Source organism: Dongia sp. (assembly GCF_041918875.1).
Taxonomy (GTDB): domain Bacteria; phylum Pseudomonadota; class Alphaproteobacteria; order Dongiales; family Dongiaceae; genus Dongia.
Genome location: NZ_JAYRUV010000024.1, coordinates 16,062 through 29,313, shown reverse-complemented (window position 1 = coordinate 29,313; position 13,252 = coordinate 16,062). Strand labels below are relative to the sequence as shown.

Below are 13,252 nucleotides of genomic sequence, written 5' to 3'. Positions count from 1 at the left end.
TCGGCGGAACCGGGCCGTTTGTGAAGTAGCCGCCGCCCCGACCGCGGCACTTCGATGGCCCGGCTGATCCAACCCCGTGCCGGCCTCGTAACGAAACCATGGAAAACGCACCCATCCTCCCGTCGCTATCCGCCTCGCTCGGCATTCTCGAGACCGGCTGGATCGGCGGCGATGCGGCAAAGGCTGCAGAGAACGGGGTGCGGATCGGCGCGAAACGGCCTAAGAAGAAGGCGGCGGGCGGAACAGGATCGGCGGTTGCCAGGATGAATTTGAGTGAGGCCAGGCCGGACAACGGCGCCGAGCGCATGACAGGGTTCCTCACCGTGCTCAAGGAGGCGCCGGACGAATCCGCCTTCGCGGAACTCTTCCGCTATTATGCGCCGCGTCTGAAATCCTATATGCGCAAACTGGGTGCCGCCGAGGATCAGGCCGAGGAATTGGCGCAGGAAGCCATGGCCACGGTCTGGCGCAAGGCGCATCTCTTCGATGCCGACAAGGCCGGGGCCGGCACCTGGATTTTCTCGATCGCCCGCAACCTGCGCATAGACGCCTTCCGCCGCCGGAAACGCCCCGAGATCGAGTTCGACGATCCGACGCTCGTTCCGGACGATCCCGCTTCGCCGGAGGCAATGCTGGATCACGGCCAGCAGGCACGGGCCGTTCGCGCCGCGCTGGCAGCGTTGCCGCGCGAACAGGCGACGATCGTTCATCTGTCCTTCTTCGAAGACAAGCCCCATGCCGAGATCGCGGCCGAACTCGGCATCCCGCTCGGCACCGTAAAATCGCGCATGCGCCTTGCCTTTCAGCGTTTCCGCAAGGCCCTGGGAGAGCCTCGATCATGACCGCCCCGCTCGCCATTTCGCATCACCCCGGCGAAGACCTGGTCGCCGCCTATGCGGCAGGGGCGCTCGACGAAGCCAGCGCCCTGGCGGTCGCGACGCACATGACGCTTTGCCCCGCCTGCCGCCGGCAGGCGGCGGGATACGAGGCTTTGGGCGGCACCATGATCGACGCTCTGCCGGAAGCCGTCCTGCGGCAAGGGGCCCTCGCCGCAACCCTCGCCCGTGCCAAGGCATCGTCGCCCCCGGCAAAGCCGACCCCCGTGACAAAGCCGACCCCCGCAGCACAGCCGGCTAGGGCACGGCAATCCGTTGCGATGCTGCCGGCCCCCTTGCGCCGCTATGTCGGCGGCGATGTCGACGCGGCACGTTGGCTGGCCCTGGGACGGGGCATCCATCACATGCCGCTGGTGACGGACGATGGCGCCACCGCGCGGCTGCTGCGCATCGCGCCCGGCCGCGCCGTCTTTGCCCACGGCCATGGCGGGACCGAGCTTACGCTCGTGCTCAGAGGCAGCTTCACTTCGATGGGCGCGCGCTTCGTCCGCGGCGATATCGAAGTAGCCGACGAATCAGTCAATCACCATCCCGTCGCCGGGACCGAAGATGTCTGTGTCTGTCTGGTCGTGACGGATGCTCCGTTGCGCTTCGACGGTTGGCTCGGCCGCCTGATGCAGCCCTTCATCGGCATCTGACCCGCCAACGCCGCCGCGATCGGCCGGCATCCCCGCTTCAGGCCACGGCTATCCGGTTTGTAGGCCATGACGTTTTCTCCGCAAGCGCTGCGACACGCTAAGCCCTGGACATCGGCATCGGGCGGGCTACTCTGACGCCATGTTTCGCCAATTCACACTGCAGGCCGTCAGAATGCGGGCAAGCCGCTCACTAACCACATTATTTCTAGCGCTCATCATCCTGACGCTGAGTTCTGCCGGGGCTGCTTTCGCCCAAAATCCGCCAGCCACCAATCTACCAGCCGCCAATCCGCTGGCGGCCGTGCCGGAACGGCTTGTTGCCTGGGACAAGACCCTCAAGGCCGCCGAAGCCACCCTGCAGCAGGAGATCCTCGCACCTCCGGAAATCAACGCCGCAACCAAGCAGCTCGCCGCCGTCATTGCCGAGGCCCAGGCCCTGCGCGGTGCAAGCCAGCCGGCCGTGCAATCCGTCGCAACCGAGCTGCAGAGCCTCGGTCCGCCACCGGCAGAGGGCGCACCGCCGGAAGATGAGAAGGTCGCCAACACCCGTGCCGCGCTCAGCAAGCGTCAGGCCGAACTCGACGGGTATATCAGCCAGGCACAGCTCACGACCGTGCGGGCCCAGAACCTGCTCGCCGCCATCGGCGTACACGAGCAGAGCCAGCGGACCGCTTTCATGCTCAAGCGCTTGCCCTCGCCGCTCAAGCCCACGGTCTGGCTCGAAGCCTGGCAGCAGATGCTGGGCGCCGTCGACGACACGCTGTCGGCGCCGCAACGCTGGTGGCGCGCGATCGCGGCCGAGGGCATGGAAGGCATCGTCCTGATCGGCGGTGCCTTTCTCATCGCGATATCCCTGCTGATCGCCTGGCAGGTGCATTTGTTCCTGCGCCGCCGCTGGGGCCCCAATCCGATGATCGAAGAGCCCAGCCACGCCCGCCGTATTCTGGCGGCAACGGCCATGGCGGTGTCCGACATCCTGCTGCCTTGCATTTTCCTGGGCGCGCTCGGCCTCCTCATTGGCTGGATCGTACCTGTAAAGAGCGACTTCTTCTCCAAGCTCGTGGCCGGCGCCACGCTCAATCTGATCGTCTTCCTGCTGGTCTCCGGCCTCGCGCGCGCCACGCTTTCGCCCCATGCGCCGACCTGGCGCGTCATACCGGTGACACCCCAGGGCGCCCCGCAGATCGCCAACAAGGTCACCTTGCTGGCGATCATGGTGGCGCTTTTCAACATGGTCTACCTGATGGGCACCAAGGAGGGTCCCGTCGCTCCCGACGCCTTTACCGCCTGCAATGCCTTCCTGCGCGACCTCGTCATCGGTGCCATAGCCCTCTCGCTTCTGCGCCGCGACTACTGGGCGGCGCCGGATGCGCGCCTTGCCGGAATCATGGGGCTGGTGCGGCGCCTCCTCATTGCCGTGGCCTGCGTTTCGCCGCTCCTTTCATTGGCCGGCTACGCCTATCTGTCGGAAAACATCCTGATTGCCGTGACCGCGACCCTGGTCGTCGTCGGCATCGCCTGGCTGCTGCGCTCGGTCATGCTGGAAGGCCTCGTTCGTGTGCTGGGTGCGGAAGTGACCGACGAAGGCGCCGCCGCGGCGCCGGGCCGCACGCAAGCCTTCCGCCTCAGCTTCTGGGCGCGCCTGCTGGTCGAAACCGTTCTGTGGCTGCCGGCCTTCTATCTGCTTCTCGTCTTCTACGGCCTGTCGCCGTCCTTGCTCAACCTCATCATCAATCGCGCCGTGACCGGCATTCAGGTCGGCCAGGTTTCGCTGTCCTTGAGCGAAATCGTGCTGGCGCTGTTCGTGCTGGTCGCCGGCCTTTTCATCGTCGGCCGCATCAAGCGCTGGCTGTCCGACCATCTGCTGCCAAAGTCGCGCTTCGATATCGGCCTGCAGAATTCCGTGACCGCCGGCTTCGGCTATGTCGGCAGCATTGTCGTCATAACGCTTGCCGTGGTGACGCTCGGCATCGACCTCTCGAACATCGCCATCATCGCCGGCGCTCTCTCGGTCGGTGTCGGTTTCGGCTTGAAGACGATCGTCGAGAATTTCGTCGCCGGCATCCTCATCCTCATCGAACGCCCGATCAAGGTCGGCGACTGGATCGTCGTCGGCGGCACCGAGGGCACGGTCAAGCGCATCTCGGTACGATCGACCGAGGTCGAGACTTTCGACAATGCCAGCGTGATCTTTCCCAACTCCGAATTGATCGCCAATTCGGTCGTCAACTGGACGCTCCGCGACCGCATCATCCGTGTCGTCATTCCGATGCGGGTGGTACCCGGCACCGACACCAGGCTGGTCCGCGACCTGCTGCTCGATTGCGCGCGCCAGCAGCGCCGCGTCTGCGCCGAGCCGGCGCCAACGGTCCTGTTCAAAAGGTTCGTCGATATCGGCCTCGAATTCGAGCTGCGCTGCTTCGTCATCGACACCGCCTATGTCAACCAGGTGACCTCGGACCTCAACTTCGCCATCGACAATGCCTTCCGCGCCCACGGCGTGGAAATGGCGCATACCGCGAGCGTGATCCGGCCGAAACCGGAGGTGCCGCCGCCCCCGGCCACCGAGCCGGTCAAGCAGCCCAAACCCAGCGGCCCGATCGCCACGGAAGAATAGGACAATGCGGTTGTGACGGCCGTCACACCGATGCGCTGAATTTATCCCGTATTTGAACCTTCCGCCTGCTTAAGGCCACCAATGGGCATGTTCGCCGCATCGCGCGGCACATGCCCATCAGGAGGACAAGGACATGCGCAAGGTACAACTTCTCTCCGCCATCGCATTGGCGGCTCTGGCGGCCGGCTGCGCGCAGGGCGGCCAGTCGGCGGCGTCCAGCGAGTGCGCGGCGCTGGCGACCGACGCTTTCATGCAGGCCGTCGAAGAAGGCCGCTGCGACATCGACGTGACGACGGCCGCCGGTGGCGTACCGGAACCCAAGAAATCCTTCGAAGGGCATGACGGCAACGATGGCGGCGGCGAGGACGACGGAGACAAGGAGCCGGGCAAGGAACCGGACCCCGAGCCGGACCCCGATACCGATACCGACACCGACACCGGCCCCTCGACGGCACCCACGCCCGCGGGCGACGAATAGGCGGCCACGGCGATCGGCAATGCGGCGCGGTTCGAGAGAGCCGCGCTGTTTTCGTTTGACGGTCCTCCCTCATCCCGGTCCCCGCCCGCACGCGAAGGCCGACTTTCGCCACTGTCGCGGAGCGTGGCGCTTATCGCCGAGGCACGGTCGGACCTCCCTCGCCCCGCGACAGCGGGGAGAGGGCCGGGGTGAGGGGCATTTCCGTCAAACGATGAAATGCTCTACTGTCGCGGCATGATCGACTTTCTCATCATCGGCGCCGGGCTGGTCGGCCTCGCCATCGCAAGGCGCCTGGCCCGCTCCGGCTGCGAAGTTATCATTGTCGACTCCGGACCCACCATCGGCAGCGAGACGAGTTCGCGCAACAGCGAGGTCATCCATGCCGGCATCTACTATCCGACCGGCAGCCTGAAGGCGCGGCTCTGCGTCAGCGGCCGCCGCGCCCTTTATCGCTACTGCACGGCCCGCAATGTACCCCATCGCCGATGCGGCAAGCTGCTGGTCGCAACCGACGACAGCCAGCACGGCGCCCTGCAGGCCCTCGCCGACAAGGTCCTGGCCAACGGCGTCGACGATCTGCAGATTCTCTCCGTCGCGGCCGCGCAATCAATGGAACCCGCGCTGCGTTGCACCGCGGCTCTGCTCTCGCCATCGACCGGCATCGTCGACAGCCATCAATTGATGCTGAGCTATCTGGGCGACGCCGAGAATGCCGGCGCCGTGCTCTCCTTGCGCACACCCGTCATCCGCGGCATGCGCAAGCCCGATCGTTGGCAGGTCGGTCTCGGCGGCGAGGAACCCGACGATATCGAGGTGCGCCATGTCATCAACGCGGCCGGGCTCCAGGCCAGCAGAATGGCGCGGGCCTTGGGTCTCGCTCCCGACCGGGTGCCGGCGACGCATTTCGCCAAAGGCAATTACTTCACGCTGCGGGGCGGCAAGCCGCCTTTCTCGCATCTCGTCTATCCCATGCCGGAGCCGGGCGGGCTCGGCGTGCATGTGACGCTCGATCTCGGCGGCCGTGTCCGCTTCGGCCCCGATGTGGAATGGGTCGGCAAGATCGACTACGACGTCGATCCCGACCGCGCCGCCAAATTCTATCCCGCGATCCGCCGCTATTATCCGGCTTTGTCCGATGGTGCGCTGGTGCCGGCCTATTGCGGCATCCGTCCCAAGCTCTCGCGCGATCCACGCGCCGACAGCGATTTCCTCATCCATACCGAAGCCGACCACGGCGCTCCCGGCTTGGTGAATCTCTACGGCATCGAATCGCCCGGCCTCACCGCCAGCCTGGCCCTGGCCGAAAGCGTCGCCTCAGGCCTCGGCATCGCACCCGGCGCTGAAGACGCGGCACTGTTTCACGCGGAGTGAACGGCACGCCAGGCAACTTGGATTTTCAGGAGAGAGGATGGTGCCCAGAGCCGGAATCGAACCAGCGACACTGTGATTTTCAGTCACATGCTCTACCAACTGAGCTATCTGGGCCCCGTGCGGAACGGGCGGATATTTAATGGCTTTATGAGCACTTGTCCAGCCGCAAATTTACGAAAAAAGCGAAGCTGGATCAATCGCTTGACTTCTCATCCTCATCCGGCGGCGTGGCCGCGGCGGGAATCTTGTAGACCCCGCTCAGCCAGCGATTGAGATCGATTTTCTTGCATCTCTCGGAGCAGAAGGGCCGATAGGGCTGTTCCGTCGGCTTGCCACAGATCGGACATCTAGCCACGCCACATCTCCGCCAAGGTTGGACCGTTGCGCCGGCGCGAGAGCTCGACCAGACCCAGCCGCGACATATTGCCGACCCACTCAATCGCCGGATCGACCTCGACAGCCTGGCGCAGTGTCTCTATCACCTGATCGCGCTTGTTGCGGTTTTCAAGATCGATGAAGTCGATCACCACCGTCCCGCCCAGATTGCGCAAGGCGAGCTGGCGCGGAATCTCCCGCGCGGCTTCAAGATTGACCGACAGCGCCGTGCGCTCGAAGCCCTTCTCGCCCGTGGCCGCCGCCGAATTCACGTCGATCGCCGTCAGCGTGCGCACCGGTTCGAACAACAGCCTGCCACCACCCGGCAGCAGCACTTCTTCCTCCAGCGCCTCGGCGATCGCGTCCTTGATATCGGCGCGCGACGGAACCCAGTCGCGTTCCGCCTGATACGTTACTTCATCAGCAAAAGCGGGCCGATATCGCTTGCACCACGCCTCGATGATCGGCACATCGACGCGCCGGCAGCAGGTGATGCTCGCCACTTCCTCCAGCGCTTCCAATGCACGCTGCCACAGATTGGGGGCGGCCACCAGCTTGGCCGGCGGCTGCTTGCCCGTGGCATCGACCTCGACCAGCGACTTGATGCTGGCGGTGAGGCGCACGCCCTTCTCCTCGCGCGCGTCGCGGCGCACCTGCACGATCAGCGCATCGCCTTCCGTCGGCTGCCGCCCCTGCTTCTTCAAGGGCAGCAGGCCTGGCTTCTCCAACCCGATCTCGACAAAAGCGGCATTGAGGCTGGGCTCCACGCGCAGCACGCGGCCGAGATAGATGCCGCCGACCTGGCTGCCCTCGCCCGGCTTCTCGGTGAATGCCTGCGCCAGGCGGTCGCCGGACCAGCGGAAGAATTCGGTGCGGTCGAGGGAGATGTTGATAAAGACTTGATCCGGCATGTCTATTCTCGAAAACCCAAGCCTGTCAGCATGGCATAGGCGTCACTCAGGCTGAGGCCGACGATATTGCTGTAGGAACCGGCAATGTCCGGAATGAACGCCGCGGCCAGCCCTTGCACGGCATAGCCGCCAGCCTTGCCCTGCCATTCGCCGCTGTCGATGTAGCGTTCCATCTCGGTCGCATCCAGGCGCTTGAATATGACGCCAGTGCTCACCACCCTCAGTGCACGGCGTCCGTCGGGGGCCGAGAGGGCGATCCCGCCGATCACCTTATGCCGCCGGCCCGATAGCAATTCCAAGCACTTACGCGCCGTCACCGCGTCCTCGGCCTTGGGCAGGATGCGCCGCCCCACCGCAACCACCGTATCGGCCGCCAGCACGAAAGCTTCCCTATGGCGTGGCGCCACGGCGTCCAGCTTGGCCAACGCGATGCGCCGCGCATATGCGGCGGGAAGTTCGCCTTTCAGTGGCGTCTCATCGATATGCGGCGCATCGACTGCGGCCGGCGTGATGCCGATCTGCGCCAGGAGGGCGAGACGCCGAGGGGAGGCGGAGGCGAGGATGAGGGGCAAGCGAACCTTCCGAAAGTGACGTTTGTCCTACATTGCAGAATATCGTGCGGCCGAAAACTCAGATCTGCGGGGCGCCGGTGACCGGAAAACGCTCCCGAATGCGCTTCATAAGGCCATCGCGGACCGAGCGATAGGCCTCCAGCCGATCCTCGCGCGATCCTTCCACGATGGTGGGGTCGAGCGTGTTCCAGAACTCGACATCACAGGCCATGGTCCGGGTCATATCGACCGCCTTGTGCTGCGCCTCCGGCGAGAGGGAGATGATGAGGTCGAATGAATCGTCCTCCAGATCGTCGAAGGTCTTGGGGCGATGCCTGGTGACGTCGATGCCGATCTCGTCCATCACGGCGATGACGAAGCCGTCGACCTCCTGGGCACGGACACCCACGGAATCGACATAGACCTGCTTGCCGTGAAGATACTTCATGATCGCCTCCGCCATCGGCGAGCGCACTGAATTGTAGGTGCAACAGAAGAGGACGCTGCCGGGAAGGCCCTGCGGCATGCGGCCTCACATCTTGACGTGCAGCGCGCAGATCAGCGTGAAGAGCCGACGCGCGGTGTTGAAATCGACCTCGACCTTGCCTGCAAGCCGCTCGCGCAGGATCTCCGATCCCTCATTGTGCAACCCGCGCCGCCCCATATCGATCGCCTCGATCTGCGAGGGCGAAGCGGTCTTGATGGCGTGGTAGTAGCTTTCGCAGATATCGAAATATTCCTTCACGATGCGGCGGAAGGGCGAGAGAGAGAGGATGAACTTGTAGAGCGGCGCCTCGCCTTCATCCTTGATGTCGAAGACGAGGCGGTTCTCCTCGATCGAGAGGGCCAGGCGATATGGCCCCTTATGGTCGATCGCCGGGACGAATTCGTTCTCCTCGAGCAGATCGAAGATGGCGACCGCCCGCTCGCGCTCAACCTCGGGCGAGCGGCGGGCGGTGGATTCCTCGTCGAGATCGATGCGGATCAGCCGGCCCGTGGTCATGGTCGGCCCGGTCAGCCGACAGCGCGGCGCAGGCGTTCGACAAGGTCGCCGATTTCGCGCGGGAATGTCTTCATCGCCGTGCGGTTGACGATGAGGCGCGAGGTCACTTCGGCGATCTTCTCGATTTCAACCAGATTATTGGCCTTCAAGGTGGCGCCGCTGGAAACGAGATCGACGATGCGGCGGCAGAGGCCGAGCGTCGGCGCCAGTTCCATGGCGCCGGAAAGCTTGATGCATTCGGCCTGCACGCCGCGTGCGGCGAAGTGGTTTTGCGTGATGTTGGGATATTTGGTGGCGACGCGGATATGCGACCAGCGGCTCGGATCGTCCGTTTCCGACAGATCCTTGGGCTCGGCGACCGACAGGCGGCAATGGCCGATCCCGAGATCGACCGGCGCATAGATTTCCGGATAGTCGAATTCCAGCAGCACATCGTTGCCGGCAACACCCAATTGCGCCGCGCCGAAGGCCACGAACGTCGCCACGTCGAAGCTGCGCACACGGATGATTTCAAGCTTCGGATCGTTCGTGCGGAAACGCAACGCGCGCGAGTTCTCGTCGGCGAACTCGGCTTCCGGTTCGATGCCGGCCCGCTTCAGGACGGGCAGGACTTCCTTGAGGATGCGGCCCTTGGGGAGCGCCAGAACAAAAATCTCGCTCATTCCCGCCCCTTCGCGCCCGCACCTTCGCGTTCATGATCCGGCCGCCACTGGGTCGGCCAGCCTTCACCCATGTCCTTGAGGAACACGCTGAGTTCCGAAACCGTCAACTGAATGATTCCACCGCCGGAAAACAGCAGATTGAGCTTGTCGCCATCCTGCTGCAGCGTCAGAAGCGACAGGAATTTGCCGCGCTGCTTGAGATCGACCCCACGGCTGCGGACCGCCGTCACCTTGTCGATGCACAGGCCGCAATGGATGCGCTGCTCGGTGTCGTGATAGTCGTCGGCGTCGTGGAAGCTGGCATCGCCCTTGGCGGCAACGGTCGGCGCATGCCTCCCCGCCGGCTGGCGCTCCCAGCGGAAGCGGTTGAGCAGCATGATGAAACGCTGCTCGCCGGTCAGGTACTGAACCTCCGAAATCGGCACCAGCGCGTCCTGCAGGCAAGCGGCGACGATGGCTAAATCCTCGGCATCCTTCGCCATCAGCCGCATGTCGTTCGCGTTGGCCGGCTTTCCCATGCCCCTACTCCGCCGCGCCGTCGCTGAGGCGCTCGATCTCGGCGCCGCAGGCCGAGAGCTTCGCCGTCAGTTTCTCGTAGCCGCGATCGAGATGATAGACGCGGTTGAGGAATGTGTCGCCCTCGGCGGTGAGGCCGGCCAGCACCAGCGAAACGCTGGCGCGCAGATCCGTCGCCATCACGGGGGCACCGGTCAGCTTCTTGACGCCGCGCACCATGGCGGAGGAACCGTGGACATTGATCGAGGCGCCCATGCGGGCCAGTTCCGGCACATGCATGAAGCGGTTCTCGAAGATCGTCTCGGTGATCATCGATGCCCCTTCGGCCGTCGTCATCAGCGCCATCATCTGCGCCTGGAGGTCGGTCGGAAAGCCCGGGAAGGGTTCGGTCATCACGTCGACACCGTTGAGCGCGCCGTTCATGCGCTTGACCAGCAGCCCGCGCGGCGTCTCGGCCAGCGACACGCCGGCCTGAGCCAAGGTCGAGGCGGCGGCGCCTATCAGCTCGTGATGGAGGCCGACCAGTTCAACCTCGCCGCCCGTGATCGCCGCCGCCATCGCGTAGGTGCCGGCCTCGATCCGGTCGGCCACCACGGCATGGGTGCAACCGTGCAAGCGTTCGACACCCTGGATCTTGAGATGATCGGTGCCGATGCCTTGGATCCTGGCGCCCATGGCATTAAGGCAATTGGCGAGGTCCGAAATCTCCGGCTCGCGCGCGGCATTGATGAGGTGCGTCTCGCCCTTGGCCAGTGCCGCCGCCATCAGCAGGTTTTCGGTGGCGCCCACCGAGACCTTGGGGAAGGTCACTTCGCCGCCCTTGAGGCCGTGCGGCGCCCTGGCGATGATGTAGCCGGAATCGAGCTCGATCTCGGCGCCCAATTGCTGCAGGCCCTTGATGTGCAGATCGACGGGGCGCGTGCCGATGGCGCAGCCGCCCGGCAGCGAAACCTTGGCCTGGCCGTGGCGCGCCACCAGCGGCCCCAGCACCAGCACGGAAGCGCGCATCTTGCGCACCAGATCATAGGGCGCCGTCGTGACCGCGAGGCCCTTGGCCGAGAAAATGACCGAGCGCTCCTTCAAGGACTGGCGCGTCGTCGCCTCGACACCCAGATGCGTGAGCAGATTGGTCATCGTCGTGATGTCGGCAAGGTCCGGCACATTGTCGAGGCGGACATCGTCATCGGTCAGCAGGCAGGTGCACATCAAGGGCAAGGCGGCGTTCTTGGCGCCGCTGATCCTGATCTCGCCCTTCAAGGGGTTGCCGCCGCGAATGCGAATTCGATCCATTGGTCTTGTTGTCCGATCTCTCTTAAAGGCGCGGCAGCGTGACGCCGCGCTGGCCCATATATTTGCCGGCACGGTCCTTGTACGAGGTCTCGCAAGCAGAAGCGCCCTTGAGGAACAGGAACTGGCAGGCGCCTTCGTTGGCGTAGATCTTGGCCGGCAGCGGCGTGGTGTTGGAGAATTCCAGCGTCACATGCCCTTCCCATTCCGGTTCGAGCGGCGTCACGTTGACGATGATGCCGCAGCGCGCATAGGTCGATTTTCCAAGACAGATGACCAGCACGTCGCGCGGCACGCGGAAATATTCGACCGTGCGCGCCAGCGCGAAGGAATTGGGGGGGATGATGCAGACCTCGGCCTCGCGGTCGACGAAGCTCTTCGGGTTGAATTCCTTGGGGTCGACCACGGCGGAATCGACATTGGTGAAGATCTTGAATTCCGGCGACACGCGCGCGTCGTAGCCGTAGGAGGAAACGCCGTAGGAGATGACGCCGTCGCGCTTCTGGCTTTCGACGAAGGGCTCGATCATGCCGTGCTTTTGCGACATCTCGCGGATCCAGGTATCGGGCATGATCGACATTGGCGGAAGGGTCCCTTTCAAGGCGTCTTGAGAATGGGCTTGGGTTACGGTTTTGGCGGGTTCCGCCGATGACTCGCGGCGGTTGTCCCAATCGCGCCGTTTGTATCGGAAGGGCTCGTGAGCCTCAAGGTTTAGCGTGATTTCGGGCCGGTTTCTCTGGGCTCCGGACCGGTAGCCGCGCGGTCGCGGGCCTGGGCTTTGCGCCGCTTCAGATTCGCGCGCAAGGCCGCCGCCAGACGCTCCGCCTTGGCATCAGTGACCGGCCCGGCTTTTCCCCCGGCCTGCCGATCCTTCTCCCCCTCGCTCATGCTCCGACTACCCCGCTCTGCTTCAAGCTACTGAATCCATGTCATTTAATTAGGGCCAAAATGCGGCCCCGCCAAGGCCGTTTGCGGGGTTTTGCCAGCTCATTTTGCGCCACGTCACGGCGCTTGCTATCATAAACGCCTTCTGGCATGTTCCGCGCCGCTTCACCGGGCCTCACCCAAGCCCCTCTTCTAGAAGCTCTAAACGGCGCCGTCGTAGCTCAGGGGTAGAGCACGTCCTTGGTAAGGACGGGGTCGGAGGTTCGATTCCTCTCGACGGCACCAGTTTTTCCGAATTGATCAGTCTATATGCTGCTTTCACGCTGAGTAGTCAGCTACATATTTCCATGCTCATTGCAATATTGTATCCATTAGCTACATTATGACCTGAAAGAAGTTCGCTACGCCGCGCCGGCGTTGAAGCAACTGCGCAAGCTGCCGACCGCCGATGCCAAGCGCATTTGGGCAAATGTCGATCTGCTCGCAATCATTCAGGCGGCGCTCGCGAACCAGGTAAAGAAGCTTCAGGGGATCGACGCGATATGGCAAAGACAAAGGCAGCGCATGCCGCAGGTGGGCTCGCGGTGGAGCTCAAGGCGCAGTCCGAGGCGATTGAGGCTCTGGCCCGACAGATCGACAGTCTAGCCAAGTCGACGAACCGGATGCTTGCGCAGGTCGACACGTCCGGCGAAGCGCGCGAGATCCAGGACATTCTCCAAGGCATTCGAAGCGGCGAAGTTGCTACCTACCCTTCGAGGATCGTTGCTCAACTGATTGATGGCGAGAACCCGGTGCGCGTGTTCCGCAAGTTCCGGAGGATGACCGGAGAGGAACTGGCGGCCAAGGCCGGCATTTCGCGCCCCTATCTGACGCAGATCGAAACCGGCAAGCGGGAACCGATGTTTCCCGTCATGGTGAAGATCGCCGCGGCACTCGAAGTAAGCCTGGATGAGTTAGTGCCGGGGTCTGCGAAGACTGCGCGCTGAAGAAAAGCGCGGGTGGTCCGCCTTCGCGGACCATGACGGAGTTGGTTGAGTGATGGAGCGAGCGAATACCCCTCAC

General features: G+C 64.1%; 16 protein-coding genes and 2 tRNA genes. 7 read left to right on the top strand and 11 right to left on the bottom strand.

Annotated elements, in window-relative coordinates:
• The first annotated feature begins 98 nt into the window (after positions 1 to 98).
• From ACE3TY_RS19865 to ACE3TY_RS19845, 5 genes are all read left to right on the top strand, one after another.
• The gene (locus ACE3TY_RS19865) at positions 99 to 842 is read left to right on the top strand and encodes a sigma-70 family RNA polymerase sigma factor (RefSeq protein ID WP_374656250.1); all 744 of its coding nucleotides are present in this window, start codon (positions 99 to 101) and stop codon (positions 840 to 842) included.
• On the top strand, positions 839 to 1,534 hold the full coding sequence (locus tag ACE3TY_RS19860) for a ChrR family anti-sigma-E factor (RefSeq protein ID WP_374656248.1): 696 nt from the start codon (positions 839 to 841) through the stop codon (positions 1,532 to 1,534). Before ACE3TY_RS19865 ends, ACE3TY_RS19860 begins: the two co-directional genes overlap by 4 nt.
• 139 nt (positions 1,535 to 1,673) lie before the next feature.
• Positions 1,674 to 4,151 carry a mechanosensitive ion channel domain-containing protein gene (locus ACE3TY_RS19855; RefSeq protein WP_374656246.1) on the top strand — a complete coding sequence of 826 codons (2,478 nt, stop codon included), beginning with the start codon at positions 1,674 to 1,676 and terminating at the stop codon, positions 4,149 to 4,151.
• Between the two features lie 133 nt (positions 4,152 to 4,284).
• Positions 4,285 to 4,629 carry a hypothetical protein gene (locus tag ACE3TY_RS19850; protein ID WP_374656244.1) on the top strand — a complete coding sequence of 115 codons (345 nt, stop codon included), beginning with the start codon at positions 4,285 to 4,287 and terminating at the stop codon, positions 4,627 to 4,629.
• 216 nt (positions 4,630 to 4,845) lie between these two features.
• On the top strand, positions 4,846 to 6,000 hold the full coding sequence (locus ACE3TY_RS19845; protein WP_374656242.1) for an NAD(P)/FAD-dependent oxidoreductase: 1,155 nt from the start codon (positions 4,846 to 4,848) through the stop codon (positions 5,998 to 6,000).
• A gap of 38 nt (positions 6,001 to 6,038) precedes the next feature.
• Here ACE3TY_RS19845 and ACE3TY_RS19840 read toward each other — a convergent pair.
• From ACE3TY_RS19840 to ACE3TY_RS19790, 11 genes are all read right to left on the bottom strand, one after another.
• Positions 6,039 to 6,114 (bottom strand) — tRNA-Phe (locus ACE3TY_RS19840).
• Positions 6,115 to 6,193: 79 nt separating this feature from the next.
• Positions 6,194 to 6,355 carry a DNA gyrase inhibitor YacG gene (yacG, locus tag ACE3TY_RS19835; protein WP_374656240.1) on the bottom strand — a complete coding sequence of 54 codons (162 nt, stop codon included), beginning with the start codon at positions 6,353 to 6,355 and terminating at the stop codon, positions 6,194 to 6,196.
• The gene (locus ACE3TY_RS19830) at positions 6,348 to 7,286 is read right to left on the bottom strand and encodes a ribonuclease E/G (RefSeq protein WP_374656238.1); all 939 of its coding nucleotides are present in this window, start codon (positions 7,284 to 7,286) and stop codon (positions 6,348 to 6,350) included. Before ACE3TY_RS19830 ends, yacG begins: the two co-directional genes overlap by 8 nt.
• Positions 7,287 to 7,288: 2 nt before the next feature.
• A complete protein-coding gene (locus ACE3TY_RS19825; protein WP_374656236.1) occupies positions 7,289 to 7,858 on the bottom strand; it encodes a nucleoside triphosphate pyrophosphatase in 570 nt (189 codons plus the stop codon).
• 58 nt (positions 7,859 to 7,916) lie between these two features.
• On the bottom strand, positions 7,917 to 8,363 hold the full coding sequence (locus tag ACE3TY_RS19820; RefSeq protein ID WP_374656233.1) for an arsenate reductase ArsC: 447 nt from the start codon (positions 8,361 to 8,363) through the stop codon (positions 7,917 to 7,919).
• Between the two features lie 6 nt (positions 8,364 to 8,369).
• Entirely contained in the window at positions 8,370 to 8,840 is a 471-nt protein-coding gene (locus ACE3TY_RS19815) for a UPF0262 family protein (RefSeq protein ID WP_374656231.1), read from the bottom strand.
• Between the two features lie 11 nt (positions 8,841 to 8,851).
• Positions 8,852 to 9,502: an ATP phosphoribosyltransferase gene (hisG, locus tag ACE3TY_RS19810; RefSeq protein ID WP_374656229.1), complete on the bottom strand. Its 651-nt coding sequence runs from the start codon at positions 9,500 to 9,502 to the stop codon at positions 8,852 to 8,854.
• On the bottom strand, positions 9,499 to 10,020 hold the full coding sequence (locus ACE3TY_RS19805) for a DUF2948 family protein (RefSeq protein WP_374656227.1): 522 nt from the start codon (positions 10,018 to 10,020) through the stop codon (positions 9,499 to 9,501). The genes hisG and ACE3TY_RS19805 overlap by 4 nt, the downstream gene beginning before the upstream one ends.
• A 4-nt stretch (positions 10,021 to 10,024) precedes the next feature.
• On the bottom strand, positions 10,025 to 11,308 hold the full coding sequence (gene murA, locus ACE3TY_RS19800; RefSeq protein ID WP_374656225.1) for a UDP-N-acetylglucosamine 1-carboxyvinyltransferase: 1,284 nt from the start codon (positions 11,306 to 11,308) through the stop codon (positions 10,025 to 10,027).
• Positions 11,309 to 11,330: 22 nt separating this feature from the next.
• A complete protein-coding gene (gene dcd / locus ACE3TY_RS19795; RefSeq protein ID WP_374656223.1) occupies positions 11,331 to 11,885 on the bottom strand; it encodes a dCTP deaminase in 555 nt (184 codons plus the stop codon).
• A gap of 131 nt (positions 11,886 to 12,016) precedes the next feature.
• Complete coding sequence (locus tag ACE3TY_RS19790) at positions 12,017 to 12,193, bottom strand: hypothetical protein (protein ID WP_374656221.1); 177 nt, start codon at positions 12,191 to 12,193, stop codon at positions 12,017 to 12,019.
• Positions 12,194 to 12,400: 207 nt separating this feature from the next.
• On the opposite strand from ACE3TY_RS19790, the gene ACE3TY_RS19785 reads away from it, so the two are divergent.
• Positions 12,401 to 12,475 (top strand) — tRNA-Thr (locus tag ACE3TY_RS19785).
• 257 nt (positions 12,476 to 12,732) lie between these two features.
• The gene (locus ACE3TY_RS19780) at positions 12,733 to 13,176 is read left to right on the top strand and encodes a helix-turn-helix domain-containing protein (protein WP_374656219.1); all 444 of its coding nucleotides are present in this window, start codon (positions 12,733 to 12,735) and stop codon (positions 13,174 to 13,176) included.
• Positions 13,177 to 13,252 lie beyond the last annotated feature (76 nt).

Coding starts and splice junctions, on each gene's coding strand:
- ACE3TY_RS19865 (WP_374656250.1), top strand. CDS start 99: ATGGAAAACGCACCCATCCTCCCGTCGCTATCCGCCTCGCTCGGCATT.
- ACE3TY_RS19860 (WP_374656248.1), top strand. CDS start 839: ATGACCGCCCCGCTCGCCATTTCGCATCACCCCGGCGAAGACCTGGTC.
- ACE3TY_RS19855 (WP_374656246.1), top strand. CDS start 1,674: ATGTTTCGCCAATTCACACTGCAGGCCGTCAGAATGCGGGCAAGCCGC.
- ACE3TY_RS19850 (WP_374656244.1), top strand. CDS start 4,285: ATGCGCAAGGTACAACTTCTCTCCGCCATCGCATTGGCGGCTCTGGCG.
- ACE3TY_RS19845 (WP_374656242.1), top strand. CDS start 4,846: ATGCTCTACTGTCGCGGCATGATCGACTTTCTCATCATCGGCGCCGGG.
- ACE3TY_RS19830 (WP_374656238.1), bottom strand. CDS start 7,286: ATGCCGGATCAAGTCTTTATCAACATCTCCCTCGACCGCACCGAATTC.
- ACE3TY_RS19820 (WP_374656233.1), bottom strand. CDS start 8,363: ATGCCGCAGGGCCTTCCCGGCAGCGTCCTCTTCTGTTGCACCTACAAT.
- ACE3TY_RS19815 (WP_374656231.1), bottom strand. CDS start 8,840: ATGACCACGGGCCGGCTGATCCGCATCGATCTCGACGAGGAATCCACC.
- hisG (WP_374656229.1), bottom strand. CDS start 9,502: ATGAGCGAGATTTTTGTTCTGGCGCTCCCCAAGGGCCGCATCCTCAAG.
- ACE3TY_RS19805 (WP_374656227.1), bottom strand. CDS start 10,020: ATGGGAAAGCCGGCCAACGCGAACGACATGCGGCTGATGGCGAAGGAT.
- murA (WP_374656225.1), bottom strand. CDS start 11,308: ATGGATCGAATTCGCATTCGCGGCGGCAACCCCTTGAAGGGCGAGATC.
- dcd (WP_374656223.1), bottom strand. CDS start 11,885: ATGTCGATCATGCCCGATACCTGGATCCGCGAGATGTCGCAAAAGCAC.
- ACE3TY_RS19790 (WP_374656221.1), bottom strand. CDS start 12,193: ATGAGCGAGGGGGAGAAGGATCGGCAGGCCGGGGGAAAAGCCGGGCCG.
- ACE3TY_RS19780 (WP_374656219.1), top strand. CDS start 12,733: ATGGCAAAGACAAAGGCAGCGCATGCCGCAGGTGGGCTCGCGGTGGAG.